The following is a 24,797-nucleotide window of genomic DNA, read 5'->3' on the forward strand; positions in this document are numbered from 1 at the left end:
TTAGTTTTTAACATGTCAAATTTATTTATATAAAATTTCACCGTGGAGGCACAGGTGAATGAAATAGCGATCTATCCGCTTATCGGCCTGTTAGCTGGCTTTCTCGCAGGTATATTTGGTATCTGTGGGGGAGTAGTGATAGTGCCGTTATTGGTTACGATATTGGGATGGCAACAGGTCGATGACGATTTAGCCTTATCCCTGGCGGTGGGAACTTCGCTAGCTACGATCGCCGTTACTTCCATATCATCGGCGCGAGCACATTACCGCCACGGCAATGTTCGGAGGGATTGCGTGTGGTTGCTGTTGCCTGGCTTGGTTTTCGGAGCGATCAACGGTGTTGTTGTGGGTGACGTGCTCTCTGGAAAAACTCTTTCGCTGTTACTGGGAGTATTTTTCTTAATATTGGCAATTAAAGTGCTGGTTAACTCTCGCTCGGTAGGCAGTTATCCGTTACCCGGTCGTAACGGCATGCTCATAGCGGGTAGTTCGATCGGCTTAGCCTCGGCTCTATTTGGAATCGGTGGTGGTACATTGATGGTGCCATTTCTAGAAAGACACAGTATTCCTATGCGTCAAGCAGTAGGCACCTCGGCAGCGGCTGGTATTCCTATTGCTATCGTCGGTGCTATTACCGCTATGGTCGTCGGCGATACGAAAACCTCGGTGAGCTGGACAACTGGCTATGTCTATTGGCCCGCTTTTGTTGGGATTGTGATCCTTAGTATGCCCGGCGCTAAGCTGGGGGCACTAGTCGCCTCCCGCCTTAAAGCTAAAGTGCTAAAGCTAACGTTTGCAGGTCTACTGATTGTTGTTGGTTTAAATTTTCTACTGGGTTAAATATTATGTTTTTTGAAACGGGTATCGTCAGCTAATAACAGGTACACCTATTTTAGGTGAAAGCCAAAGCTTTTCAGTTGTTTATGAACCCAGGGTTAAAGTGCTAGGTGCGCTCTCTGCATGATCAACGAGTAGAGCCAATACCGCACATGTTTCTCTTGAGAAATTAGCACCTATTACAACCAAATAAACAGAAACTGATCACAGCAGCAGAGTCCGATAGTGAGTCCAGCTCAATTCGGTACGCACTGCGTTCCGTTTTGGAAAGCTTTGATAAAACTGGCGCATATTGCGTAGATGATGGATATCAAAACCCTTTCCCAGCCGCTCGGTAAGCTGTTGTGAGAGCTGCTGCTCGATATTCTCGGCCACTGCCCCGGTAAACGAGGCAACCTGGCAGGTGCTTGAAGAAGGCGGCTTGGTGATTCTCATGCGCCACCCCCCCTGGCTGGATTCGTTCTTTCGCGGGCGCGGTGATCAGGCGTCAATTACTCAAGCCGCTCAAGTGCAAAACGCTGCATGGCAGGAACCGGGGGATTTGCTGCTGGTTACCCACTAGGTAAATATCACCGCACTGATTGGCGGCGGCGTTGGCTCGGGTGAGATGATCGTGGTGCGTCCAATGGATGAATCGTTGCAGGTCGTGGGGCGGTTAAGCGTTAGCGGCCAATAATTTGCTTCTTATCCACATGAGACTTTATAAAGTAAAAACCGATATAGATTAGGAACTCTTTATGAAAGCCGTTGTTTTTGAGCAATTTTCCGCTCCACCACAGATCCAGCAACTGCCTGATCCCACCCCTGAGCCGCATGGCGTTGTGGTGAAGGTGATGGCGAACGGGGTATGCCGCAGCGACTGGCATGGCTGGGTGGGGCATGACACCGATATCCAGCTTCCCCATGTGCCGGGCCATGAGCTGGCAGGCGTAGTCGAAGCCGTTGGTAAAGATGTAAAGCAATGGCGCCTTGGCGACCGCGTCACGGTTCCATTCGTTGGCGGTTGCGGTACTTGCCCTGAGTGCCACTCTGGCAACCACCAGGTGTGCGATAGCCAGTTTCAGCCCGGCTTCACTCACTGGGGCTCATTTGCCGAGTATGTGAGTATTCACTACGCCGATGTGAATTTGGTCGCGCTGCCAGAGACATTGGATTTTGCGACGGCGGCGAGTTTGGGTTGCCGGTTCGTTACCTCTTTTCGGGCAGTGGTGGATCAGGGCAAAACAGCGGCAGGTCAGTGGGTGGCCGTCCACGGTTGCGGTGGGGTTGGGCTCTCTGCCGTGATGATTGCCAACGCCGTCGGTGCCAACGTGGTGGCCATCGATATTTCTGAAGGCGCTCTTGATCTGGCTCGCCAACTGGGTGCCACTGCCACCGTGAATGCTGCCAAGGTACCCAATGTGGTCGAAGCGGTTGCGGAGATAACCCGGGGAGGCGCTCACGTATCGCTGGATGCGCTAGGGCATCCGACGACCTGCTTTAACTCCATCAGCAATCTGCGTAAACGTGGCAAGCATATACAGGTGGGGTTGATGTTGGCCGAGAACAGCACGCCCGCCATTCCCATGAGTAAGGTTATTGCCAACGAGCTTGAAATACTTGGCAGCCATGGCATGCAGGCGCATCGTTATGACGCCATGCTGGCGATGATCGAGTCAGGAAAGCTGGCGCCTGAAAAGCTGATCGGCAAACGAATCAATCTTGAGCAGTCGATTGATGCGTTAATGAACATGGATAAGTTCGAAGGGGCGGGCGTGACGGTGGTGACCGAGTTTTGAGGAAACCGCTGAGACTTTTAATAACAATTTCCTTCAACGAAACAGGGCAAATTATTCGCTCCTCATCCGCGGCTATAGGTTTTACGCTGGAAAGTATTGATAAGGAGTAAGTTATGCCAGCAAACACTAACCAAACCGTGCGCCGCGTAATCGCCCAGCACCCGGCCAAGCGCGATGATATTGGCGATTTAACCACTCGTCGGCCGCTACCGGGGCCTAGTTTGGAGCAGCTAGATCCCTTTCTGTTTCTTAATCACCATGGCCCTCAAACCTACCCGGCTAACAATCAGGGTCTACCTTTTGGCCCGCATCCGCACCGGGGCTTTGAAACGGTCACTTTTATTCTGGAAGGTTCACTGGCCCATGCGGACAGCGCCAAGCATCAAAGCGTGATCCATAAAGGTGGGGTTCAGTGGATGACCGCTGGCAGCGGCATTGTGCATGCGGAAATTTCGCCGGAGGAGTTTCTGCGCGACGGCGGCCCGTTGGAAATTCTGCAGCTATGGATCAACCTGCCGTCGCGCTTGAAAATGAGCGAGCCGCGCTATGTGGGGCTGCAGCAAGAATCCATTCCCGCTATTAAGTTGCCGGGTGGCGGTGAGCTGAACCTGATCTCAGGCGAGTGGCAGGGCCATGCTGGCCCCATCGACACGCTAACCGGCGTGTTTATGTCAACGCTGCGGCTGCCTGCCGGTAGCCAAGAACAGTTACCCGTGGCGCCAGGACGGCAGGTGTTTCTCTACGTGGTGGATGGCGATGTCACGGTGGGAGGCGAGCCAGTCAAGCCGCACCATCTGATTGAAGTAGATCGCACTGGCGATAGCTTGGTGATCGAAGCCAGCAGCGATGCGCGCCTGCTGTTTGGTCATGGCGATGTGATCGATGAGCCGGTCTACTCCCACGGCCCTTTTGTAATGAATACCCGTGAAGAGATCGTTCAGGCGGTCGAGGACTACCAGAACGGTAAGTTCGGCGGTCTGGATGCTTAGTATTTAAAGCGGCTCGCCGCGATAGTAGTGCCACAGAAACAGCGAACCCACGCTGCGCCAGGGCGCCCAGTGTTCCACCAACTGGCGGGCCTGTTTAGGTGTGGGTTTATCGTCCATGCCTTTTAAGCGGCCTAAGGCGACACGCAGAGCTAGATCATCGGCAGGAAAGATATCTGGGCGTTGCAGCGAGAACATCAGGTAGATCTCAGCGCTCCAGCGGCCAAAGCCGCGTAGCTCGGTAATCGCGGCAATGGCCTCGTCGTCGCTTAGCTGTTCAAGCCCCTCGGCGCTAAAAGTGCCTGCCAACTCTGCTTCAGCCAGCCCTTTGGCGTACTCGATCTTGCGCCAGGAAAGCCCCGCATCGCGCAGCGCTTGGCCCTCTACCTCTATCACTGCCTTGGCGTGAAGCTCGGGCAGCAGTGTATTTACACGACCCATAATCGCGCGAGCCGCTTCGGTAGATAGTTGCTGGCTAACGATAGTCGAGAAGAACGTCGCAAAGCCTTTATCACGCTCGCGAGGCGAGGGCGCTCCGACTAGCGGTAGGGCGCGGGCGATATCGGGGTCAGCCTTGGCGAGTTCAGCCATGGCGTGTTCGATCGTGTTAAAAGATGGGGTATCAGCTGGCATTATTACTCCTGGTTATAATGAGTATTATATTGCTCACTAATTGAGTTTTTATATATTTATGAGTATTAAAATGCACATTCCGGAGCCTTAGGCTACACTATTGAGCATTAAACTGCTCAGTTATTAACTGCTCAATTAAGGTGTCCCACGTTGCTAACCATCCAGACATTTCATCATGGCCAGTGGCACGATGCCGCTGAGCTGGTGATTGAGCACCCAGAGCAAGGTCGTCGAGGACCTGCGCGTTTGGGCTATATCACCGATTATGCCCTTGAATGGCTGGATCGCGATGATGAGCATGCTTGCAGCCTGCTTTTGCCGATTGAACTCATGAATACTCATCAATCGCCACGCTGGTTCGCTTTTTTAGACGATATCATGCCTTCTGGGGCCAGCCGCCGTTACTGGGTCACGCAGTTGGGGATATCGGCGCTTACTGAGGCTGAACAAGATTACGCCCTATTGGCTAAAGGGACGATTGCTCCGGTGGGTAATTTACGTATTAAAGAGGCCCTTCCCGAGCGCCCAGTAGGTAGCACGCTAGAGCAGCAGCGCTTTGCCTTACGTGATGTTGTGGATCGAGATAGCGATTTTCTTGCTTATGCGCAGCAAATGGGAGCCGCTGGGGGTGGTGCGACCGGCGCTGGCGGTGAAGCGCCTAAGCTACTGCTACGCTGTTCGCCAAACGATCAGGTCTGGATCGATACCTATCAGGATGACCCGGCGAATACCGACCAGCACTATCTGGTGAAATTTCCTCGCGGCCAGCGCACCGAGCTTGATAACAATATCCTTCGCGCCGAATACCATTTCTATCATGAGCTGGCGTCACTCGGCATAGCGACGATCGACACTCAAAGGATGCGGCTACTGGAAGGCGAGCGCTATCCATCGTTGTGGTTGCCCCGCTTTGATGTTGATTACCCCGCTGGGAAGCGAACGCTGTATGGGCTGGAGTCGGTTTATTCCGCGATGAAGCGTCAGCCGGGAAGCTTCTTAAACCATTTTGACGTGATTGAGGCACTGGTTGGCCTGTTGAGCCAGCAATACCGCGTTCGCGAGTTAGGAGGTCATTTTGATACGGCGCGTTTCGTGAGCGAGTGGGTGAAACGTGATCTGCTTAATGTCGCTTTTGCTAATAGCGATAACCATGGCCGCAATACGGCGCTGTTGAAAACGCCTCAGGGAATCTGGCTGGCGCCAGTCTACGATTTTGCGCCCATGAAGGCTGACCCAGAAGGTATTATTCGCACCACCACTTGGGGCGCGCCGTTTGAAGAGGGTCCTGAATTCAGCTGGGTAGCCATTACGGAGAATTTAAATGCCTATGTGCCAGCCGAGCAGTTGATGGCAGAGCTAAAAGCGCTGGGGAGTCAGTTAGCCGGGCTAAAAGAACGACTTGCTGCGCGGGGAGTGCCGGAAGCGTTGCTAGCATCGAATGCGGTGGGGTTAAATTATCTGGATGCTAAGCTGCGCCGCTGGGGGCTGGTATGAAACGCAAAGAACTCTCTAGCATTGAGCGCGAGGCACTACTTATGGCGCTATTGTCCCAGCTGCTGCGGGAAGAGATCAGCTCAGGGCAGGTGCTGCGTCAACTACGCCGCGAAGTATTGGGAATGTCGCAGACACAATATGCCGAGCTGGTGGGTATCAGTCGCCGCACCTTGTCTGATCTGGAAGCCGATAAAGCAAGCCCTACACTGGCGCTGCTAAACCAAGTATTCCGCCCCTTGGGCCTGCAAACCGGCTTGGTGCCGCGTAACCGTCATCTGCGTGAGCGGTTGCTTTCAGTGGAATCCCCTAGCGCCTGACCGCCAAACACCTTATCCAAACATTTCCTATTCAACCCAACTTAACGATTGTGTTCGCCCGCTAACTTTTTAAACGCAGCATGTTTCTACTTTCGTCTAATCCTGCGATCATTTGCGCCATCGTGATACCAACCGGGCGGTATCCCAAGGAGTTAAGCATGCAGGATTCGACAGCATCGTCGTCTCAAGGGCTGGCGCGCAACCCGCGTTTGGCCGAATTTGTGTTGGCGCTGGGCGGCTTTGGAATCGGCACCAGCGAGTTCGTCATTATGGGCCTGATGAACCGTGTGGCGGGTGATTTAGCGGTAACGGTGCCGCAAGTGGGTTACGCAATAAGCAGCTACGCCTTGGGCGTGGTAGTCGGTGCGCCGCTGATTTCGGCGCTGGCCGCGCGAGTACCTAGGCGGTCGCTGTTGATTATGCTGATGCTGGTATTTGCGGTGGGCAATATTGCTAGTGCCATGGCACCAGGGTTCTGGTCATTCGTAGGGCTGCGTTTTCTGGCTGGCTTACCTCACGGCGCTTATTTTGGCATCGCCGCACTGGTGGCCGCGGGAGCCGTGCCGATAGACCAACGGGCGCGGGCTGTTTCCCGGGTGATGATGGGTTTAACCGTGGCGATTCTGATCGGTGCGCCGCTGGGTACCTGGGCGGGTAACCTGTTGGGCTGGCAGATCGCCTTTGCTGGTGTCGGTGGTATTGCGTTGCTCACCGCCCTGTTGATCCGCTTCTATGTACCGGTGCAGCCCGTCGATACTCTAGCAAGCCCGGTGCGTGAGCTTTCAGCGCTGCTTAAGCAGCGGGTGTTGGTTACCCTGGCGCTTGCCTGCATCGGCTGCGGCGGCATGTTCGCCATTTTTAGCTATGTGATGCCGACATTAACCCAGCAGGCGGGTATGAGCGAAGCGCTGGGGCCGTTGGTGCTGGTCATTTTCGGCCTGGGCTCTATTGCCGGTAACTTAATCGGCGGGCGCATGGCGGATAAAAACCTGATGCGTGCCATACCTACCATTCTGCTCTGGTGTGGCGTGGTACAAGGGTTGTTTTACTTTGCGGCGAATAACGTTTGGACGGGGCTGCTGTTTGTTGGCCTGGTGGGCACCAGTATGGCACTAGCGCCTTCATTACAAACCCGCTTGATGGATGTGGCGGAAGATGCCCAAACCATGGCGGCCTCACTGAACCACGCGGCCTTTAACGGTGCCAATGCCCTAGGGGCGTGGCTTGCTGGCTTGGCAATCAGCGCTGGCTTTAGCTGGTCGAGCACGGGCTTGGTCGGTGCGGGATTGGCACTCTGTGGCTTGGTGATTTTTGCCGCTGGGCGATGGTTGGAAAAGCGCACCTACGGCGCCGTGGCCCAGCGAGCCTAGCGTTGGCTAACGTTGCATTGTGATTGGCCAGTTGCCTAGTTATCGAACAGTGATGATTAACATGGCTAAAAAGTCGAATTCTCTCTACTGTGTAAGAGTAGTAACCCATAAGGAGATGACCATGCACATTCAGGTATTGAATTTGACACGCATATTGACCCTCGGCGCGGTGGTGGCGTTAACCATTGGCTTGGTGGGTTGTGGTACCACTACCGGAGAGCGCGCTACTAGCGGCGCGGGTGTCGGTGCTGCCATTGGCGCGGGTGCCGCAGCCGTAACCGGTGGTAGCGTCGTTCAAGGTGCCGTTATCGGCGGTGGCGTTGGTGCTGCCACCGGTGCCGCCACCGATGCAGATGACATCAATCTCGAATAAGTAATGGTTGATCTCTTAGCGACACAGCCTAAATCCGCGCATGCCCATATGAAAGTGATCCGCATGCGCGGCGTTGTAATCGGGCCCCAATACATTACCGAAGGTATGGCAGGCGCCATCCCGCGCAGCGCGTAAAAACTCACCTACCTCGCCTTCATCATCCCAGTCATTGATCAGCGTAATACGCTGGCCGTTCTCAAACTGAAATCCCACTACATCCAGCGCTTCGGCGGTGGCGTGTTCGCTGCGCCTGCCGGCTTCGCGGCCATAAACGTTACGGCAGGCAAAGCTACCTACGTGGTTAACCTGGCTCACTCGGCTACCCAGAATCTCCTCGGCGACAGGCTGTAACGCGTGGCGTTCATACATGACCCACGCCAGCGCCATCGGGCAGGAGGCCACGAAACTCTGATTGAACGCGACGCCGCTAGAGTGCATGCGCACGATATTGGCAAGCGGGCAGCTCGCCGTGGGGGCGTAATCGGCCAATGGCGTATAGCGCAGCTCGCCCTCGGGGACGGTATCTAACGCAGCTAAACAGCCTGCGCGGTCGTCTGCCAAGCGGCTTAACTTAAGCTGTGTGACCGGCGTAATGGGGTCGTCAATATGCAGCGGAGCCCATGGCGCCCAGTGGCGGGGAATCTCAATGATGCCTTTTTGCAGGGCTACGCCCAGCGCAATCAGGGCTAAAATAAATAGCGTACTGCGCATGCCTACCTCCCTGTATGTCACCACCAACGCTACAGTCGTCACGCTGGGTGTGCGATACTGCGCAGCCTTGCTGCTCTGCTGCAGTCGCTTTACTTGCGTTTACTACGTTTTTCGCTACTTATTTTGCTAACTGAAGGGAAAGTACTTCATGTCCCAAGGTACGCTGTTTATCGTTTCTGCCCCCTCAGGTGCTGGCAAGACTAGCTTGGTGCGCGAGCTAATCGAAAGCCTGGATGGGATTCAAGTGTCGGTGTCGCACACTACGCGTGCCAAGCGCGAGGGTGAGGTGAATGGCGTCAATTATCATTTCACCGATGTAGCCGAGTTTGAAGCGATGATCGCGCAGGGTGAGTTCTTCGAGTATGCCAAAGTATTTGATAATTACTACGGCACCTCGCGCCAGGCAGTAGAGGTATTGCTAGCGGCAGGTCAGGACGTCATTCTGGAAATCGACTGGCAGGGCGCTCAGCAGGTACGCACACAAATGCCTGATGCAGTGTCGATTTTTATTCTACCGCCCTCCCGCGAGGAGCTGGAGCGACGTCTTGCTAGCCGTGGCACCGATGAGCATGCGGTGATTGCCCGGCGGATGCGCGATGCGGTGAGTGAAATGTCCCATTACCACGAATATGATTACCTCGTCGTTAATGATGACTTCACCACGGCGCTGCAGGAGTTACAGTCACTGGTGATCAGCCGTCGCTTAAGTCGCCCGGTAATGACCGAGCGCCACGCGCCGCTGTTGGCTGCGCTCTTGTCACAGACGCCTACGGTCGAGTAATCTATACGGTTCTACTACTTTCTATTGCATTGCAGTACATCTTTTTCGCTGGGTCGGTGCCGTTAGTTTTTTTATAACGGCGTCGGCCCGGTTCCGTCATAACAGGAAGGCTCCCATGGCTCGCGTAACCGTTGAAGATTGTCTTGAAAATGTTGAAAACCGTTTCAAGCTGGTGATGATTTCCACCCAGCGTGCTCGTCAGCTGGCGCGCGGCTCCCGCGATGCTCTGCTACCTTGGGAAAATGATAAACCTACGGTGATGGCGCTGCGTGAAATTGCCGCAGGCCTGGTCGATCACACTGTACTGGACGAGCCCGTTGAAGCCGCTGTTCGTCCGCGCCCGGCTATGGCGCCTACTCATATCGACGACTAACGTTTTCAACGAAACCGATAGAGGCGCGGTAGATGTTCACCATTGATGACCTGGCCGATAGACTCGGCGGCTATTTACCCTCGGATGAGATCCAGCAGGTCAAACGCGCCTTTTACTATGCTGAGCAGGCCCACGACGGCCAACGGCGGCGTTCCGGCGAGCCATACGTTACCCACCCACTGGCGGTAGCGAATATTCTTGCCAATATGCACATGGATCATCAAAGCCTGATGGCTGCCATGCTGCACGATGTTATCGAAGACACCGGCGTATCCAAAAAAGCCCTGGAGGCTCAGTTTGGCAAGCCGGTAGCAGAGCTGGTAGACGGGGTATCCAAACTTACCCAAATCACCTTTGAAGACAAAGCCGTCGCCCAGGCGGAAAATTTCCAGAAGATGGTGCTGGCGATGTCGCGGGATATTCGCGTTATCATCGTCAAGCTGGCAGACCGGTTGCATAACATGCGCACCCTGGGCGCCCTACGCCCAGATAAAAAGCGTCGCATTGCCCGTGAAACGCTGGAAATTTACGCGCGAATTGCCGGACGGCTGGGTATCAATACGATTCGTATCGAGCTTGAGGATCTCTCCTTTCAGGCGATTCACCCCATGCGCTCGGAGCGCATCAAGCGTGCGGTTGCCAAAGCGCGGGGGCACCGGCGCAGTGCCATGCGCGAAATACAGTCCTCCCTGCAAAAAAGCCTGGACGATGACGGGCTTAATGGCACCGTCATTGGACGCCAAAAGCATCTGCTGTCGATCTATAAAAAAATGCGCGACCAGCGTAAGCCCTTTGTCGAAATTATGGATGTGTTTGGCTTTCGCATCATTACCGAAGATGTGGCCAGCTGCTACCGTATTCTAGGCGTGGTGCATAACCTCTATAAGCCGGTACCGGGGCGCTTTAAAGACTACATTGCGATTCCCAAAGCTAACGGTTACCAGAGCCTGCATACCACTTTGTTTGGCCCCCGCGGTATGCCCATTGAGGTGCAGATACGCACCCGTGAAATGGAGGCCATGGCCAATAACGGTATCGCTGCCCACTGGCTTTATAAAGCGGGGCAGACTTCCCATCCGATTGCCGAGGGCAGCCATGCACGTGCTCGCGCCTGGGTTAAGGGCCTGCTGGAAATGCAGCGCCACGCTGGCGACTCGCTGGAGTTTATCGAACACGTTAAAAACGATCTGTTCCCCGACGATATCTACGTGTTCACACCTAAAGGCGATATTATGGAGCTGCCCCAGGGCGCTACCGTAATCGACTTCGCCTACACCGTGCACACGGATATCGGCAATAACTGTATCGCTTGCCGTATTGATCGCCATTTGGCGCCGCTCTCGACGCGCTTAGAGAGCGGTCAGACGCTGGAAATTATCACCGCCCCCGGTGCGAAGCCCAATATTACCTGGCTCAATTTTGTGACCACCGCAAAGGCGCGTTCGGCAATCCGTCACGCGCTTAAATATCAGCAGCAGACCGAAGCGGTCATGCTGGGACGACGGTTGCTCAATAAAGCCCTGGCGCCGTTCGATACCAGCCTGGAAGAACTGGATGAGAGCGCCCTTAAGCGCGCCTTCAAAGAGTTGGATGTCTCTTCTGAGGATGCTCTGTTGGAGTCGCTCGGAATGGGCAACCGCATGACCCACGTGGTGGCACGCCGCCTAGTGGCTGCGGCGCATGGCGAAAACTATGAGCACCCTGTAGGCGGGGAGGGCAGCAAAGCTGTCATGATCAGCGGCAGCGAAGGCATGGTGATTAACTTTGCGCGCTGCTGCCATCCGCTACCAGGCGATCCCGTGGTGGGCCACCTGTCCACAGGCAAAGGGTTGGTGGTGCATCGCGCTGAGTGTAAAAACGTAGTGGATAAGAACTTCGCCGATAAAAACGACCCTGATAAGCTCTTCGCGCTGGAGTGGTCGGACACCATTGATGAAGATTTCCCGGTCGCGCTGCGTATCGAAATTGAGAGCCGTCGTGGGCTAGTCGCAGAGCTTGCCGGGCTGGTCACCGATGCCGATGCCAATATTGAGCGGATTGGTATTGAAGAGCGCGATGCCCACCTTTCCACCGTCAATCTGACGCTGTCGGTGAAAGGTCGTGTGCATCTGGCACGCATCATTAAACGCATCCGTAACCTTCCCAACGTTGGCAAAATTACCCGACTCGCTAATTAATACTATATATAACAACATGCTGATATAAATCGGCAGCGATCGCTATTTTTTAGTATCAAATAATTAAGTGTTACCCATTACAGGAGCGAAACGACGTATGAGCAATAAGGCCGTTATCAACACCAGCAAAGCCCCCGCGGCTATTGGCCCTTACTCCCAGGCTATTAAAGCGGGCAACACGGTTTATCTCTCTGGTCAGATCCCGTTGGATCCTGCGACCATGGCGATTGTGTCAGAGGATTTTGAAGCTCAGGCACGCCAAGTCTTCACTAACCTTCAGGCAGTGTGCGAAGAAGCGGCGGGCTCGCTAAGCGATATCGTGAAGCTGAATCTGTACCTGGTGGACTTGGATAACTTTGCGATTGTTAACCAAGTCATGGAGGAGTTCTTCACCGCTCCTTTCCCCGCCCGCGCCGCCGTTGGCGTCAAAGCACTACCCAAAGGCAGCCAGGTGGAAGCGGAAGCGGTGATGGTTATCGGTGACTAGGCTTTGTTTAGCTCTAGAAAGCCGCCCTCTTTGAGTACCTGTGCATAGCCTTCGCGGTAGCTGGGAAAGCGGAACTGATAACCAGTGCTCAATATGCGCTGGTTATCGCAGCGTTTGCTCGTTCGCCGACGTAAAGGGGACTGCATGGTCTCTGTGGCCTCTACTTTTAACTGCTCGGCCAGCCACATCATTACGTTATGCATGGTGACCGGTTCGCAGTCGCTGCCCAGGTAGATATCATCCAGCGTCTCACCGCGCTCCTGATAGCGAATCAGGTGGGCAATAATACCTGTGCAGTCGTCGCGGTGGATGCGATTGGAGTAGACCACAGGAGTGATCGCAGCCACGCGGCCTTCAGCAACCTGATGAATCAGTCGATCGCGGCCAGGGCCGTAAATGCCGGAAAAGCGAATCACCGTGCCCGGCAGGGGGTGATTGATCAGCGCCTGCTCAGCCTCGCACATTAGGGTGCCAGAGAAGCTAGTGGGGTCGGTGGGGCTCTCTTCGTTAACGACCTCGCCCTCCTGCTGGCCATGCACGCTAGTTGAAGAGACGAAAAACACCCTACGTGGAGGCGTTTTGTGCTGCTCCATCACGCTCAGCACGCGCTTTAAACCTTCCGGATAGGCGCTTTGATACGCGCTCTCTTCGAAACGGTCAGCGCTGACGGTATAGACCACATAGTCAGCCTGGGGCAGGCTTTTGGCATCGGCCTCTTCAAGGCTATCCAGATCTAACGCCAGCGGTGTAATGCCGGTGTCTTTTAAGGCTTCCACGTTGCGGCGTAGGCCAATCACTTGGTGCCCTTCCTCAAGCAGCTCGCGCCCAAGGTTGATCCCTAAATCGCCACAGCCGATAATCAGTACGGTTAGCTTCACCGTGCTCACTCCTCTTGATTAATATTCCCTATTAGATGCAAAGTCTCTACCAACGATGACATTGAACCGAGATATTGTCGGTTGAGAAGACCGACGGCAGAGCTTGCTTGTCCTTTTCCGTCTCGCTGACTGTCATGATGCAAGGCCTTGCATACATCACTTTACTTTTTTCATACAAGCCCTAGTCACGAGCTGCTACGAGAGGATGCCACTGGCACCGCTATGACTTTAACAGAACTTCGCTACATCGTAACCCTTGCCCAGGAGCGTCACTTTGGCCGTGCGGCGGAACGCTGCCACGTTTCACAACCCACGCTCTCGGTGGCGGTGAAAAAGCTGGAAGAAGAGCTCGAAACGCCGCTCTTTGAGCGTTCCAAGTCCACCGTCCAGGTTACCCCGCTGGGTGAAAAAATCGTCGCCCAGGCCCAGCGTGTGCTGGAGCAGAGCAGCCTGATTTTTGAGCTCGCCAGTGCGGGTAAAGATCAGTTGGCCAACCCGCTGCGCATTGGGGCGATTTACACCATTGGGCCCTACCTGTTTCCCCATCTAGTGCCTGCCCTGGCGAACGCGGCCCCGCAAATGCCGCTGTATATTGAAGAGGGCATGACCGGTACGCTGCGCGCCAAGCTAAGAAGCGGTGAGCTGGATGTGATTATTGTGGCATTGCCGTTTACTGAAACCGATGTGGTCACCAAGCCAATCTACGACGAAGCCTTTGAAGTTCTCATTCCCGCTAACCACCCATGGGTCGAACGGGAAGCGATCAATAAAGAGGACTTACTCGAAGAGCGCCTGCTGCTGCTCGGCGAAGGACACTGTTTTCGGGATCAAATTCTGGAAGCCTGCCCGGCGATTACCCAAAAACTCAACAGCCCCAACAATACGCTGATCGCCGAAGGCGGGTCGCTGGAAACCATTCGCCATATGGTGGCCTCTCGATTAGGTATTACGGTGCTGCCGCAGTCGGCGTTGGGCACCGACCAGTATGAAAATGCCATGCTGGCCAGTCGGCCCTTTGTGGAGCCAGCGCCGTCGCGCACCGTGGCGATCGCCTGGCGGGCGAGCTTTCCCCGTCCCAAGGCTATTGAGGCGCTGATTCAGGCGATCAGCCACTGCCGCCAACCTACTAAAGCCGTGAAAAGCGCCCTATGAGTGATCTTTCCGCGCCCATCACCACGCTGAAGGGCGTAGGCGAAGCGCTGGCGCTGAAACTTGGTCGATTGGGTATCGAGCAGGTAAGCGACCTGTTGTTCCACCTGCCGCTGCGCTATCAGGATCGCACGCGGCTTACGCCTATTGGCCTGCTGCGTGCAGGTCAGGAGGCGGTGATAGAGGGCGAAGTGACCGCTTGCGACGTAGTCAAAGGGCGCCGCCGCAGCCTGCTGGTGCGCCTGCGTGATGCTAGCGGTATTTTGAGCCTGCGGTTTTTTCACTTCTCACCGGCCCAGCAGCAACAGATGCGCCCAGGTGCGACCGTGCGCGCCTTTGGCGAAGCGCGGGCTGGGGCGACCGGTTTAGAGATCTACCACCCGGAATACCGGCTCAGTGGCGGTAGTGAGACCCCGGTGGAGGAGTATTTCACGCCTATTTATCCCACCACCGAAGGGTTGAACCAGCCGCGGCTGCGTGCTCTGGCGCAGCAGGCGCTCGGTTTACTGGACAGCGCCCCCGAGGCCTTGCCCGATGTAATACCCGATGCCCTGCTTCAACGCTTTCAACTGCCGGGCTTGCACACTAGTTTGCACTTGCTGCACCAGCCGCCTCCCGATGTGAATATAGAGCAGTTGACCAGCGGCCAGCACCCGGCCACTCGGCGGCTGGCGCTGGAAGAACTGCTCGCCCACCAACTAAGCTTGCGTGAAGTTCGCCTGCGTATTCAGGCGGATGGCGCACCGACGCTACCCTCCGGGCGCAGTCTGCAGGCGCGCTTTTTGGCCCAATTACCGTTTGCCTTAACCGGTGCCCAGCGCCGCGTTCTGGAGGAGATCAGCCACGATTTAAGTCGCCCGGCACCGATGCTGCGGCTGATCCAGGGCGATGTCGGCTCGGGAAAAACCGTGGTCGCCGCCATTGCGGCGCTGAGCGCTCTGGCGGGCAACTGCCAGGCAGCGATCATGGCGCCGACTGAAATCCTCGCGGAGCAGCACTACCGCTCGTTTAAAGCCTGGTTTGAGCCGCTGGGGATCGAAGTGGCATGGCTGGCGGGCAAGCTCAAAGGCAAGGCACGGCTGGATGCCAAGGCGGCGATTGCCGATGGGCGTGCGCGTATGGTGGTGGGCACTCACGCACTGTTTCAGGACGACGTGCACTTCCAGTGCCTGGGATTGGCGATCATTGACGAGCAGCACCGCTTTGGCGTGCATCAGCGCCTGGCGTTACGCGAGAAGGGTGAGGCGGGCGGGCTAACCCCACACCAGTTGATCATGACTGCCACGCCGATTCCGCGCACTTTGGCCATGAGCGCCTACGCGGATCTGGATGTCTCGGTGATCGACGAGCTACCCCCCGGCCGTACACCGGTAAAAACCGTGGTGGTGCCCGACGAACGCCGCCCTGAAGTGGTTGAGCGTATTCGGCTGGCCTGCAGCGAAGGTCGTCAGGCGTATTGGGTGTGCACGTTGATTGATGAATCCGAGGCGTTGCAGTGCCAGGCGGCCGAGGTTACCCGCGATGAGCTAACCATAGCGCTGCCCGAGTTGGCGGTGGGCTTGGTTCACGGGCGCATGAAGTCGAGCGAGAAAGCCGAGGTGATGACCGCCTTCAAAGCGGGGGAGCTGGATTTGCTGGTGGCCACCACGGTGATCGAAGTGGGGGTGGATGTACCCAACGCCAGCCTAATGATTATCGAAAACCCCGAGCGTCTGGGGCTTTCCCAACTGCACCAGCTACGCGGCCGGGTAGGGCGTGGCAGCACGGAAAGCTTCTGTGTGCTGCTCTACCATCCGCCGCTGTCGAAAAGCTCCCGCCAACGTTTAGCTGTCATGCGTGAAACCACCGATGGCTTCCGCATCGCTGAGAAAGACCTGGAAATTCGCGGCCCCGGTGAAGTGCTCGGCACCCGCCAAACCGGCCTTGCGCAGATGAAAATCGCCGACCTGGAACGCGATGCCGACCTGCTAGAGCGGGTAACGGCCATGGCCCAAACGCTACAGGGCAGCCCAGACGTCACCGCTGTCCTGGTGCGCCGCTGGCTTGGCGAGGCGGCAGGGCGCTATGGGCAGGTGTAGTTAGCTTGGTTAGACGCTAGCGGTGCTTGGCGTATGCTCTTCACTTCCCACCAGACGATTCGCAGCTTCACCCAGCGGGGCGAGCTGCTCGGTAATAAGGCGTAGCTGGCTTTGGATAGGGCGGTAGAGCGTGACGGCTTTTTCATCTGCTGATAGCGCACTTTTCTCTTCTAGCTGGGCTAATAACTCGGCAGCTTGATCCGCTAGTGGCTCAACCGGCTGGCGCTGGTTTAATCGCTCGGCGATTTGTCCCAGCAGCTCACCAATACGTTTTGCTACCGGCACTAGCGTGGCATCGTCTTCATCGTCTGCCAACTGGTGGCGATGGGCGCCCAGTGCAGAGAGGTGGCTGAGTAGGGTATTGGAGAGCACCAGAAAGCGCAGTCCGTTGTCCGCGTCCAGTTTCCGGTAATGCCCCGGCTCATGGAGCATATTGGTGAGCAGGGTGGAGAGCGCTGCATCGGCGTTATGGGCATTGCGCCGCGCCAGGCGATAGGCCAAGTCATCCTGCTTGCCCTCCTCGTACTGGTGGATAATCTCCTCCAGGTAGCGGCGGTGGTTATTGAGCGCGTTGGCGGCTTCGCGATAAAGCCTGCGACCCTGCCAGTCGGGCAGAATAAAAAGCACCGCTAAGCCGGCGATGAGTGAGCCAAGCAGGGTATCGAGCAGCCGCGGTAGGATCAGGTTATAGCCGTCGCCTACCTGGTTGAAGCTGCACAGCACGAGCAGGGTGATAGAGGCAGTAGCGATTACATAGTGTTTTTCGCGGTTAGCGAAGAACGAGACCCCGGCGGCCACGGCTATCATGCTCTGCACCAGCGGGTGCGGAAAGAGGCTGATCGAAGCCCAGCCCACTACCAAGCCAAGTACCGTGCCCATTATCCGTTGGGACAAAAACCGCCGTGTGGTGGCAAAGTTGGGCCGGCAAACAAACAGCGTGGTCAACAGAATCCAAAAGCCCTGCTCGGGGTCGATCCACTGCATCAGCCCATAGCCGGTCGTGAGGGCAATGGAGAGCCGCACTGCATGGCGAAAAGTGGGGGAGCCGAGAGTAAAGTTTAGGCGCACCCGCTTCCACGCTTCCTGCAGACTCGACGGCGAGCGGTCATACAGCGAACTGTCGCGCCGCTCATCGCTGACGCCGGGGTTGTGGGCGCTGGCGAGCTGATTTTCCAGGGTGGCCAGGTTCTCTGCCAGCGCGCTCAATGGGTAAAGCAGTGGGCGCCACTCGGGCTTGCCACGGCCGCGCAGGTTCTCAATCGAGGCGTGCAGGTCAGCCAGCGCCTCTTCACTCTGCTGATGATCAAACGGTCTATTGAGTAGCAGCGATTTGGCTAGCTGACGGCAGGAGCGCCCTTGTTGATCCAGCAGCCGCTGGCAGCGAAACAGCACATCGTGGTGGAAAAAGGCTTTGCTGAGCGCGCTGTAGGGGTAATGGGTGGAGCTGGCGCGTTCGTGAATATCCTGGGCAATAAAGTAGATACGCAGGTAGCGGTTGAGTTTTTGGTCGCCGCGCTGGCCTTCAAGCCGCCTAAAAATCATCTCTTTGGCTTGATTGAGCGCAGCGACGACTTTGCCGTTCTGGCGCGCCAAGGCCACCCGGCGGGCTTCCACATCCACACCGCGCACCGGTTCAAACAGCGCCGATTTCAGTATCAGAAACTCACCCAGCGCTTTGTACACCCGTGCCATGCTCTGCTTGACCGGTTGGCGCGAAAACAGTGCGCACCACACCACCGAAATTAGCCCATACCACACCGCTCCAGCCAACAGCAGCAGTTGGCGCGCCGCCACGTCTTCATCCACCCCGCCGTGCTGCTCGATGTTGATCATCGAGTAGATCGAGAGTATTAGCGTGCCGGAAGCGATGGTGGCATAACGCTGTCCGATTGCTCCGAGCATAATCAGGCAAAAGGTCGAAAGCCCCAGGCCCACTACAAATAGCCACGGCCAGGGAAATAGCCACTGCACGATAAAGGAAGCTGACGTAAAACACACCAGCGTTACCAGCAGTGCCTGAAGACGGCCTTGCCAGCTGTCGTCAGTTTCAGACAGCGCGCAGGCGATAATGCCGAGAAAAAGCGGAATGACCAGCGCCACATCGCCCATTAAGCCGCTAAATAGCAACGCACCGCTGAACGCTATAAAGACGCGCAGGCTGTAGGCGAATTTATCGAGAGTCCAAAGGCGCCGTAGCGGCAAAGATATGGGCATAAAGGCTCTTATAGGTGGTTGTTAGACTTTAGTATAAATGCGTAGGCGTTGGATGTCGCTACCTCAGCGCTCAACGATTGAGTGTTCTAAAAATTAGCGCACTAAAACCCTATGATTGAAACAGTAACCTTTCGATACTCGGAGTGATTCTAAAAAAAACAGGGACACTCCTATGGATCTCAAACTACTGCTGGACTGGCGTCTTCACCTAACGGTGATCGTGACGTCGATGTTTGCCGAGTGGGTCGGCATCGTACGTATCCCCCTCGGGCCTGGAACGCTGCTGTTACTACCGCTGCTCTATGCTTTTATCATTGGCGTTCTGTTCAACCCCCATCTTTTTTCGGCAATGGGCAAAGTCATTCCCAAGCCGGTCAGCAATGCGGCGGGCCCGATTATTCTAATCGCCATCCTGCCGTTTATCGCCAAATTCGGTTCCACCATTGGCCCAGCGATCGAGCAGATCATCGCCGCCGGCCCTGCACTGATTCTCCAGGAATTGGGTAATCTGGGCACCATGCTCATAGCTCTCCCCTTTGCAGTATTAGTCCTCAAAATGGGACGTGAAGCGATCGGTGCCACTTACTCTATCGCCCGTGAGCCCAATATTGCCATTATTTCAGACCGTTACGGGCTGAGAAGCCCTGAAGGTATCGGCATTATGGGCGTTTACGTAGTGGGCACCATGTTCGGTACGCTCTACTTCGCCTTAATGGCGGGCTACATCGCCTCGCTGGATATTCTCGATATTCGTGCTCTGGCCATGGCCTGCGGGGTGGGCAGTGGCAGTATGGTGGCGGCGTGTTCAGCAGCTTTAGCTGAAGCGGTACCCGCATCCAAAGACGAACTACTCGCCTTTGCCGGGGCAAGCAACCTGCTTACCTACGCCACCGGTCTGTATATCTCGCTATTTATCGCGCTACCGATCACTGAGTGGATGTACAAGCGCTTAAAAGGCTCCCGCCAGGAGGTTAGCCATGAAAACTCATGAGAGCCCAATCGATCAGTTCGATGCTGAGGCGTTAAAAGAGCTACGTCCCGAAAATCAGCTAGGCAAAACCGCGTTGGTACTGGCGGCAGTGTGTGTGGCGGCGTGGTTTAGCAATATCGTCAACGGTTCACCTTTATTAGATGCGCTGCCCGGCATGTTGATTCTCTATGTCATGGTCATTATCGGCTTGGTGGTTGGGCGGTTTTGCCCTTTTTACCTGCCCAGCGTGGCCTGGGTGTCGCTGGTGAGTATTATCGCGACGCTGCCGTTCTTCCCGGGTAATGGGTGGATCATCGCACGGTTGGCCGAGGTGGATTTCCTGGCAGTGGTCACGCCGGTATTGGCCTACGCAGGGCTGGCGCTTACCGGTCGTGAGTTTGCCATGTTCAAGCAGACTGGCTGGAAGCTGGTGATTGTGGCCCTGCTGGTCTTTACCGGTACTTTTATTGGCTCTGCTGTTGTCGCCCATGTGATGCTTTAAGGATAAGACGATGACTGCTTCAGTAGACTTACCGGATCACGCAGAACTAAAAGCGTGGCGCCATGATTTTCACCAGCACCCGGAAACGGCTTTTGAAGAGCACCGCACCAGCGCACGCATTGCCGAGCTGCTGACTGAGTGGGGCTTTGAGGTAACCACCGGGATTGCCGGAACGGGTGTGGTAGCCGCGTTGGATGGTCAACAAGGTGAAGGTAAAACCATCGGCCTGCGGGCCGATATCGACGCCTTGGATATTCGTGAAGAGACTGCGCTTGCCTACGCGTCGCAAACGCCGGGCAAAATGCACGCTTGCGGCCACGATGGACACACCACCATGCTGTTGGGCGCTGCCTGGGCGTTAAAGCAGCAGCCGGATTTCAAAGGCCGGGTGGTGTTCATCTTTCAACCCGCCGAAGAGAACGCAGGCGGCGGGCGGGTGATGGTTGAAGAGGGCCTGTTTGAGCGCTTTCCCATGGATGCCGTGTACGGCTTGCATAACTGGCCGGGTCTGCCCGTAGGCGTCGCCGCGGTGCACGATACCGACGTCATGGCCGCCTTCGATATCTTTAGCCTGACGCTGACTGGCAAGGGCTGCCATGCGGCGATGCCCCATTTAGGTACTGATACGGTGTTGGCGAGCTGCCAACTGATCAGCCAACTGCAAGGGCTGGTGAGCCGCGAAACGCCGCCAGACAAATCTGCCGTGCTGAGTATTACCAGTATTAACGCGGGGGATACCTTCAATGTGATTCCCGAACAGGTGGCGCTTCGCGGCACGCTGCGCTGTTTTGATATGGCGCTTAAAGAGCACTTGGAGACACGCTTTAAGCAGGCGATTGCCAGCTTGGCAGAGTTTCACGGCTTAACCGTTGAGCTGGATTACCAGCGCTGCTATCCCGCCACTATCAATACCCCTGAACATGCCCAGCACTGCGCCTCGGTGCTGGAAAGCTTACTCGGCAGCGACAATGTGGTGCGCAACCCGCCGCCCAGTATGGCCTCTGAGGATTTCTCGTTCCTGCTGGCCGAGCGCCCAGGTGCCTATATCTGGATGGGCAATGGCGAGGAGTCCGCTTCGCTGCATAACCCCCGCTATGACTTTAACGACGCGTTGCTGCCGCTGGGCACGCGCTACTGGGTGGAGCTGGTAAGGGCGTTACTCGTCTAAATTCCTGACTTAATACACGTTATTCGCTCTCTGATGCCCTCTGGGTAGGGGAGCGTCTACCCGGAACATAGCGTCTTCATGACGTTTAAAGGAGCTTTACTATGTCTTTAGTCACCACCCCTTTATCGATTACCGTCATTGGTTTGGGGCAGATGGGCGGCAATATGGCGCTCACCCTCAAAGCAGCAGGGTTTGAAGTAACGGGTAGCGATGTATTTGAGCAAGCGCGATCGCGTCTTGCTGCTCAAGGACTAACCGTTGTGGCTCCCGAAGAATTACCCGCTAGCGACGTTTACCTGCTGTCGTTGCCCACCTCTGCCCATGTGCGTGAGGTGATCGAGCAATCGCCAGGCCTGCTTGACCTTGCGCCGAAAGGTAGCGTGATTGTCGATACCTCCACCAGTGACCCCGCCGTGACGCGTGAACTGGCCGAAAAAGTAACCGCAGCGGGCCTTCTATGGTTGGATGCCCCGGTCAGCGGCGGCCCGAAAGGAGCTGCCAGCGGCAAGCTAGGGATGCTGTTAGGAGGCGATGTCGCCACCATTGAGCGGGTATTGCCGATGCTGGAAGCCATGTCGGCCAAGCGTACCCATGTGGGCGGCCCGGGCAGCGGCCATGTGGTCAAGCTTGCCAATAACTACCTGTGTGCCGCGCACTTGTTAACCACCGCCGAAGCCGTTGCTATGGCAGTCAAGGCGGGCGTTGACCCCGCGGCCTGCTTGGCGGGCCTTAACAGTGGCTCGGGGCGCAGCGCGGTCAGCGAGGTGAACTTCCCAGAGTGGGTGTTGAGTGAGCGTTTTGACTCAGGCTTTACCACCGGTTTGATGCGTAAGGATTTACGTTTGGCCCGGGATGCCGCTGAGCAACTGGATATCCCCTCGCCGCTGTTACAAGCCGTGGTCGATGCCTGGCACGCGAACCCCGAACAACCAACCGATAGCGATGACTTTAACCATATCACCACGCCGATATTAGCGCGTGCCAGCCAGGCGGAGGAGCAGTAATGAACGCACTTAGCCAACATGCCCAAGATCACCTTGCCACGCTACTCGAAGGTTTTGGATTAACGGCCACCACGCTGCTGAGCAACTGGGTTGATGGCGGTTTAGTGGCGGGAGAGGGGGACGTGATCACCCTGACCAATCCAGCCACCGGCGAAACGCTGGTGAGCTATCGCGATGCGGGTGCTGGACTGATTAAGCGTGCTACCCAAGCGGCACAGCGAGGCCAACGCGAATGGATGGCGCTAACCGCCAGCGAGCGTGGACGGCGCATGAATGCCGCCATACGCGGCCTGGCGGGCCATGAAGAGGCGCTGGCTCAGCTGGAAAGTGTGGTGGCCGGTAAGCCGATTCGTGACTGCCGGGCTGAAGTAGGCAAAGTACGCGAGATGTTCGAGTACTACGCGGGGTGGTGCGACAAGCAGCATGGCGAAGTGATTCCAGTGCCTACCTCGCATCTTAACTATGTGCGCCATGTACCTTACGGCGTGGTGGGGCAGATTACCCCCTGGAATGCCCCGATGTTCACCTGTGCCTGGCAGTTAGCCCCTGCCATTGCGGCGGGCAATGGTGTGGTGCTAAAGCCTTCCGAACTGACGCCCTTTTCATCGGTGGTGATTGCCAAGCTACTTGAAAGCGGCGGACTTCCTAAAGGGCTGATCAATATCGTCAACGGGCTGGGCAAGTCGACCGGCGCAGCGCTGACCGACCACCCTGCCATCAGCAAACTGGTGTTCGTGGGCTCTCCCCAGAGTGGTCGCATGATTGCTGAAGCGGGCGCGAGGAGGTTGGTGCCCAGCGTGTTAGAGCTGGGGGGCAAATCCGCCAATATTGTGTTTGCCGATGCCAAGCTGGATGAAGCCGTTGCGGGTGCCCAGGCGGCCATTTTTGCCGCCGCCGGCCAGAGCTGTGTGGCGGGCTCGCGGCTGTTGATCGAGCGCCCGGTGTTTGAGCAAGTCACCAGCCGTTTGGCGCGGGCGGCGGAACAGATTTCGGTGGGCCTGCCTAACGATGAAGCGACCCGCATGGGGCCTTTGCAGAATCACCGCCAATTTGAGCAGGTCACCCGCATGATCGACGCGGCGGTAGCCGCTGGCGCAACGTTGTTAACGGGCGGTAAACGGCCAGAGGGATTACCTACCGAGGCTCAGGGCTACTTTATCGCCCCTACCGTGCTGGTCGATGTCACGCCGGATATGGAGATTGCTCAACAAGAAGTGTTCGGTCCGGTGCTGGTGGCCATGGCCTTTGACAATGAAAATCAGGCCATTCAGCTCGCCAACGAGACCCGCTTTGGCTTGGCTGGCGCCGTTTGGAGCCAGGACGTAGCGCGAGCGCATCGCGTAGCTGGGCAACTGCGTGCTGGTACGGTATGGATCAATAGCTACAAGGCGATCAGCGTGATGTCACCGTTTGGTGGCTTTGGCGATAGCGGCTTCGGTCGCTCCAGCGGCTTGGATGGCCTGCGCGAATATACGGTGCCGCAAAGCGTCTGGGTGGAAACAGCCCCTGAAGCCAGTGTGGCGTTCGGTTACGGCAGTGGTGTTGGTTGATCGCTTACCGAGCCTGGGGCGCGAAACGCCTGCATCCAGCGCTGCAGGTGGCGTAGCAGCAGAATGCTGGCCTTGGGCTGTTGGCGGCCTACCCGCGTGACCATGTGGGCCTGGGAGCGCTGAAAAAGCGGATTATCTACCGGGCGCGCCACTAACGTACCGAGCTCTAAATCGTGGGCGACGGCAAAGGCGGGTAACAGTGTAATGCCCATGCCGCTGCGCACATATTGGGCCAGAATCACCATTGAGTTGGTATTCATCGCCATGCGCGGGGCTATGCGTGATTGCTGGAATGCTTGGTCGACCATTTGACGTACCCCATGAGTGGTGTCCCACATGGCCATGGGCTGGTCGCTAAGCTGGGTAAGCGTGAGCGGTGACGTTTGGCTGGTTAAGGGGTGGTTGGGCGATAGAATAGCCATGAGTGGCTGAGGAGTAGATGACCAGAAACGCAGCTGGGGATGGGTACGCTCATGGAACATCAAGCCGATATGACTGTGATCGCCGACAATGGCGTCAATAATGCCCGAGGTGCCTGCGGTATGGATATCGAGCTGAATGCCCGCATAGCGTTGGGTAAATTCATGCAGTGGGGATGCTACTAGGTCACTGACAAACCCTTCTCCGACGGTAAGCGATATCTTGCCGGTTTCCATGCGTTGGTACGATTCAAGTGACGCAATAAACCCTTCATCAAGGGCGCCGCGGCGCTCGCAGTACTCAAGCAGCATTTCGCCTACCGGAGTAGGCGAAATGCCGTCGCGCTGACGCTCCATAAGCGTCGCTCCCAAGGCTTCTTCCAGCAAAGCAATTTGCCGGCTTACCGCCGAGGGAGCAATATCCAAGCGCGCCGCTGCGCGGCGCACGGAGCCAGACTCAAGGGTAACGCGAAAGTAAACGAGGCGTTGATGAGGTATGTCCATCGATAGCTTTTATACCTCTACCTTGTTCAGCCTAAATTTATTTA

At 56.3% G+C, this 24,797-nt stretch carries 25 protein-coding genes; 19 read left to right on the forward strand and 6 right to left on the reverse strand.

All coding sequences use genetic code 11. The features are described from left to right. The first annotated feature begins 54 nt into the window (after window positions 1-54). Complete coding sequence (locus tag HALA3H3_RS08250) at window positions 55-840, forward strand: sulfite exporter TauE/SafE family protein (RefSeq protein ID WP_022521081.1); 786 nt, start codon at window positions 55-57, stop codon at window positions 838-840. A gap of 201 nt (window positions 841-1,041) precedes the next feature. Here HALA3H3_RS08250 and HALA3H3_RS08255 read toward each other — a convergent pair whose 3' ends face one another. Then, on the reverse strand, window positions 1,042-1,272 hold the full coding sequence (locus HALA3H3_RS08255) for a DUF1016 N-terminal domain-containing protein (RefSeq protein ID WP_053856936.1): 231 nt from the start codon (window positions 1,270-1,272) through the stop codon (window positions 1,042-1,044). Between HALA3H3_RS08255 and HALA3H3_RS27605 the strand changes: the two genes are divergently transcribed. The 3 genes from HALA3H3_RS27605 (at window position 1,271) to HALA3H3_RS08265 (ending at window position 3,604) form a co-directional block, all read left to right on the forward strand. Next, window positions 1,271-1,399, forward strand: coding sequence for a hypothetical protein (locus HALA3H3_RS27605; RefSeq protein ID WP_272946849.1), 129 nt, complete (start codon window positions 1,271-1,273; stop codon window positions 1,397-1,399). The genes HALA3H3_RS08255 and HALA3H3_RS27605 overlap by 2 nt on opposite strands. Window positions 1,400-1,574: 175 nt before the next feature. Next, complete coding sequence (locus tag HALA3H3_RS08260) at window positions 1,575-2,615, forward strand: zinc-dependent alcohol dehydrogenase family protein (protein WP_022521084.1); 1,041 nt, start codon at window positions 1,575-1,577, stop codon at window positions 2,613-2,615. 113 nt (window positions 2,616-2,728) lie between these two features. Next, on the forward strand, window positions 2,729-3,604 hold the full coding sequence (locus HALA3H3_RS08265; protein WP_022521085.1) for a pirin family protein: 876 nt from the start codon (window positions 2,729-2,731) through the stop codon (window positions 3,602-3,604). Between the two features lie 3 nt (window positions 3,605-3,607). Here the strand turns inward: HALA3H3_RS08265 and HALA3H3_RS08270 are convergent, their stop codons facing one another. After that, window positions 3,608-4,234: a DNA-3-methyladenine glycosylase family protein gene (locus HALA3H3_RS08270; RefSeq protein WP_022521086.1), complete on the reverse strand. Its 627-nt coding sequence runs from the start codon at window positions 4,232-4,234 to the stop codon at window positions 3,608-3,610. Window positions 4,235-4,384: 150 nt separating this feature from the next. Between HALA3H3_RS08270 and HALA3H3_RS08275 the strand changes: the two genes are divergently transcribed. From HALA3H3_RS08275 to HALA3H3_RS08290, 4 genes are all read left to right on the forward strand, one after another. Next, entirely contained in the window at window positions 4,385-5,728 is a 1,344-nt protein-coding gene (locus HALA3H3_RS08275; protein ID WP_022521087.1) for a type II toxin-antitoxin system HipA family toxin, read from the forward strand. After that, entirely contained in the window at window positions 5,725-6,045 is a 321-nt protein-coding gene (locus HALA3H3_RS08280) for a helix-turn-helix transcriptional regulator (protein ID WP_022521088.1), read from the forward strand. Before HALA3H3_RS08275 ends, HALA3H3_RS08280 begins: the two co-directional genes overlap by 4 nt. 158 nt (window positions 6,046-6,203) lie before the next feature. After that, entirely contained in the window at window positions 6,204-7,415 is a 1,212-nt protein-coding gene (locus HALA3H3_RS08285) for an MFS transporter (RefSeq protein ID WP_022521089.1), read from the forward strand. A gap of 121 nt (window positions 7,416-7,536) precedes the next feature. Further along, a complete protein-coding gene (locus tag HALA3H3_RS08290) occupies window positions 7,537-7,788 on the forward strand; it encodes a hypothetical protein (protein WP_022521090.1) in 252 nt (83 codons plus the stop codon). 15 nt (window positions 7,789-7,803) lie between these two features. On the opposite strand, the gene HALA3H3_RS08295 is transcribed toward HALA3H3_RS08290, so the two are convergent. After that, window positions 7,804-8,499: an extensin-like domain-containing protein gene (locus HALA3H3_RS08295; protein WP_022521091.1), complete on the reverse strand. Its 696-nt coding sequence runs from the start codon at window positions 8,497-8,499 to the stop codon at window positions 7,804-7,806. Window positions 8,500-8,647: 148 nt separating this feature from the next. Between HALA3H3_RS08295 and gmk the strand changes: the two genes are divergently transcribed. From gmk to HALA3H3_RS08315, 4 genes are all read left to right on the forward strand, one after another. Beyond that, complete coding sequence (gene gmk, locus HALA3H3_RS08300; RefSeq protein WP_022521092.1) at window positions 8,648-9,280, forward strand: guanylate kinase; 633 nt, start codon at window positions 8,648-8,650, stop codon at window positions 9,278-9,280. 115 nt (window positions 9,281-9,395) lie between these two features. Further along, window positions 9,396-9,653, forward strand: coding sequence for a DNA-directed RNA polymerase subunit omega (gene rpoZ / locus HALA3H3_RS08305; protein ID WP_007112267.1), 258 nt, complete (start codon window positions 9,396-9,398; stop codon window positions 9,651-9,653). A 32-nt stretch (window positions 9,654-9,685) separates the two neighbouring features. Continuing rightward, entirely contained in the window at window positions 9,686-11,830 is a 2,145-nt protein-coding gene (locus tag HALA3H3_RS08310; RefSeq protein WP_022521093.1) for a RelA/SpoT family protein, read from the forward strand. Between the two features lie 97 nt (window positions 11,831-11,927). Then, the gene (locus HALA3H3_RS08315; protein ID WP_022521094.1) at window positions 11,928-12,317 is read left to right on the forward strand and encodes a RidA family protein; all 390 of its coding nucleotides are present in this window, start codon (window positions 11,928-11,930) and stop codon (window positions 12,315-12,317) included. On the opposite strand, the gene HALA3H3_RS08320 is transcribed toward HALA3H3_RS08315, so the two are convergent. After that, window positions 12,314-13,195: an SDR family oxidoreductase gene (locus tag HALA3H3_RS08320; RefSeq protein WP_022521095.1), complete on the reverse strand. Its 882-nt coding sequence runs from the start codon at window positions 13,193-13,195 to the stop codon at window positions 12,314-12,316. The two genes, HALA3H3_RS08315 and HALA3H3_RS08320, sit on opposite strands and share 4 nt — an antisense overlap. 222 nt (window positions 13,196-13,417) lie before the next feature. Here HALA3H3_RS08320 and HALA3H3_RS08325 point away from each other — a divergent pair, with 222 nt between their 5' ends. Together HALA3H3_RS08325 and recG are read left to right on the forward strand one after the other, a co-directional pair. Further along, the gene (locus HALA3H3_RS08325) at window positions 13,418-14,347 is read left to right on the forward strand and encodes a hydrogen peroxide-inducible genes activator (protein ID WP_022521096.1); all 930 of its coding nucleotides are present in this window, start codon (window positions 13,418-13,420) and stop codon (window positions 14,345-14,347) included. Then, entirely contained in the window at window positions 14,344-16,422 is a 2,079-nt protein-coding gene (gene recG / locus HALA3H3_RS08330) for an ATP-dependent DNA helicase RecG (RefSeq protein ID WP_022521097.1), read from the forward strand. Before HALA3H3_RS08325 ends, recG begins: the two co-directional genes overlap by 4 nt. Window positions 16,423-16,431: 9 nt before the next feature. Here the strand turns inward: recG and yccS are convergent, their stop codons facing one another. Next, window positions 16,432-18,636, reverse strand: a complete 2,205-nt coding sequence (gene yccS / locus HALA3H3_RS08335) for a YccS family putative transporter (protein ID WP_022521098.1) — start codon at window positions 18,634-18,636, stop codon at window positions 16,432-16,434. Window positions 18,637-18,808: 172 nt separating this feature from the next. Here yccS and HALA3H3_RS08340 point away from each other — a divergent pair, with 172 nt between their 5' ends. From HALA3H3_RS08340 to HALA3H3_RS08360, 5 genes are all read left to right on the forward strand, one after another. Continuing rightward, window positions 18,809-19,627, forward strand: a complete 819-nt coding sequence (locus tag HALA3H3_RS08340) for a DUF3100 domain-containing protein (RefSeq protein WP_022521099.1) — start codon at window positions 18,809-18,811, stop codon at window positions 19,625-19,627. Continuing rightward, window positions 19,614-20,108 (forward strand): hypothetical protein, encoded by a 495-nt coding sequence (locus HALA3H3_RS08345; protein WP_022521100.1) that lies wholly within the window; start codon window positions 19,614-19,616, stop codon window positions 20,106-20,108. The genes HALA3H3_RS08340 and HALA3H3_RS08345 overlap by 14 nt, the downstream gene beginning before the upstream one ends. 10 nt (window positions 20,109-20,118) lie before the next feature. Continuing rightward, window positions 20,119-21,276: a M20 aminoacylase family protein gene (locus tag HALA3H3_RS08350; RefSeq protein WP_022521101.1), complete on the forward strand. Its 1,158-nt coding sequence runs from the start codon at window positions 20,119-20,121 to the stop codon at window positions 21,274-21,276. Between the two features lie 101 nt (window positions 21,277-21,377). Beyond that, complete coding sequence (locus HALA3H3_RS08355; RefSeq protein ID WP_009286303.1) at window positions 21,378-22,280, forward strand: NAD(P)-dependent oxidoreductase; 903 nt, start codon at window positions 21,378-21,380, stop codon at window positions 22,278-22,280. Further along, on the forward strand, window positions 22,280-23,830 hold the full coding sequence (locus HALA3H3_RS08360; RefSeq protein WP_022521102.1) for an aldehyde dehydrogenase family protein: 1,551 nt from the start codon (window positions 22,280-22,282) through the stop codon (window positions 23,828-23,830). Before HALA3H3_RS08355 ends, HALA3H3_RS08360 begins: the two co-directional genes overlap by 1 nt. Here HALA3H3_RS08360 and HALA3H3_RS08365 read toward each other — a convergent pair. Continuing rightward, window positions 23,809-24,753: a LysR family transcriptional regulator gene (locus HALA3H3_RS08365; RefSeq protein WP_022521103.1), complete on the reverse strand. Its 945-nt coding sequence runs from the start codon at window positions 24,751-24,753 to the stop codon at window positions 23,809-23,811. The two genes, HALA3H3_RS08360 and HALA3H3_RS08365, sit on opposite strands and share 22 nt — an antisense overlap. Window positions 24,754-24,797: the final 44 nt, after the last annotated feature.

Origin of the sequence: Halomonas sp. A3H3, assembly GCF_000982975.1 — a bacterium.
In the GTDB taxonomy this organism is placed as follows: Bacteria; Pseudomonadota; Gammaproteobacteria; order Pseudomonadales; family Halomonadaceae; genus Vreelandella; species Vreelandella titanicae.

What these genes read in the sequence shown, in the direction of transcription:
- rpoZ (WP_007112267.1), top strand. Translation starts at nt 9,396, where the DNA reads ATGGCTCGCGTAACCGTTGAAGATTGTCTTGAAAATGTTGAAAACCGT.
- HALA3H3_RS27605 (WP_272946849.1), top strand. Translation starts at nt 1,271, where the DNA reads ATGCGCCACCCCCCCTGGCTGGATTCGTTCTTTCGCGGGCGCGGTGAT.
- HALA3H3_RS08280 (WP_022521088.1), top strand. Translation starts at nt 5,725, where the DNA reads ATGAAACGCAAAGAACTCTCTAGCATTGAGCGCGAGGCACTACTTATG.
- HALA3H3_RS08255 (WP_053856936.1), bottom strand. Translation starts at nt 1,272, where the DNA reads ATGAGAATCACCAAGCCGCCTTCTTCAAGCACCTGCCAGGTTGCCTCG.
- gmk (WP_022521092.1), top strand. Translation starts at nt 8,648, where the DNA reads ATGTCCCAAGGTACGCTGTTTATCGTTTCTGCCCCCTCAGGTGCTGGC.
- HALA3H3_RS08360 (WP_022521102.1), top strand. Translation starts at nt 22,280, where the DNA reads ATGAACGCACTTAGCCAACATGCCCAAGATCACCTTGCCACGCTACTC.
- HALA3H3_RS08345 (WP_022521100.1), top strand. Translation starts at nt 19,614, where the DNA reads ATGAAAACTCATGAGAGCCCAATCGATCAGTTCGATGCTGAGGCGTTA.
- HALA3H3_RS08270 (WP_022521086.1), bottom strand. Translation starts at nt 4,234, where the DNA reads ATGCCAGCTGATACCCCATCTTTTAACACGATCGAACACGCCATGGCT.
- recG (WP_022521097.1), top strand. Translation starts at nt 14,344, where the DNA reads ATGAGTGATCTTTCCGCGCCCATCACCACGCTGAAGGGCGTAGGCGAA.
- HALA3H3_RS08295 (WP_022521091.1), bottom strand. Translation starts at nt 8,499, where the DNA reads ATGCGCAGTACGCTATTTATTTTAGCCCTGATTGCGCTGGGCGTAGCC.
- HALA3H3_RS08355 (WP_009286303.1), top strand. Translation starts at nt 21,378, where the DNA reads ATGTCTTTAGTCACCACCCCTTTATCGATTACCGTCATTGGTTTGGGG.
- HALA3H3_RS08340 (WP_022521099.1), top strand. Translation starts at nt 18,809, where the DNA reads ATGGATCTCAAACTACTGCTGGACTGGCGTCTTCACCTAACGGTGATC.
- HALA3H3_RS08365 (WP_022521103.1), bottom strand. Translation starts at nt 24,753, where the DNA reads ATGGACATACCTCATCAACGCCTCGTTTACTTTCGCGTTACCCTTGAG.
- yccS (WP_022521098.1), bottom strand. Translation starts at nt 18,636, where the DNA reads ATGCCCATATCTTTGCCGCTACGGCGCCTTTGGACTCTCGATAAATTC.
- HALA3H3_RS08325 (WP_022521096.1), top strand. Translation starts at nt 13,418, where the DNA reads ATGACTTTAACAGAACTTCGCTACATCGTAACCCTTGCCCAGGAGCGT.
- HALA3H3_RS08290 (WP_022521090.1), top strand. Translation starts at nt 7,537, where the DNA reads ATGCACATTCAGGTATTGAATTTGACACGCATATTGACCCTCGGCGCG.
- HALA3H3_RS08265 (WP_022521085.1), top strand. Translation starts at nt 2,729, where the DNA reads ATGCCAGCAAACACTAACCAAACCGTGCGCCGCGTAATCGCCCAGCAC.
- HALA3H3_RS08315 (WP_022521094.1), top strand. Translation starts at nt 11,928, where the DNA reads ATGAGCAATAAGGCCGTTATCAACACCAGCAAAGCCCCCGCGGCTATT.
- HALA3H3_RS08285 (WP_022521089.1), top strand. Translation starts at nt 6,204, where the DNA reads ATGCAGGATTCGACAGCATCGTCGTCTCAAGGGCTGGCGCGCAACCCG.
- HALA3H3_RS08260 (WP_022521084.1), top strand. Translation starts at nt 1,575, where the DNA reads ATGAAAGCCGTTGTTTTTGAGCAATTTTCCGCTCCACCACAGATCCAG.
- HALA3H3_RS08310 (WP_022521093.1), top strand. Translation starts at nt 9,686, where the DNA reads ATGTTCACCATTGATGACCTGGCCGATAGACTCGGCGGCTATTTACCC.
- HALA3H3_RS08350 (WP_022521101.1), top strand. Translation starts at nt 20,119, where the DNA reads ATGACTGCTTCAGTAGACTTACCGGATCACGCAGAACTAAAAGCGTGG.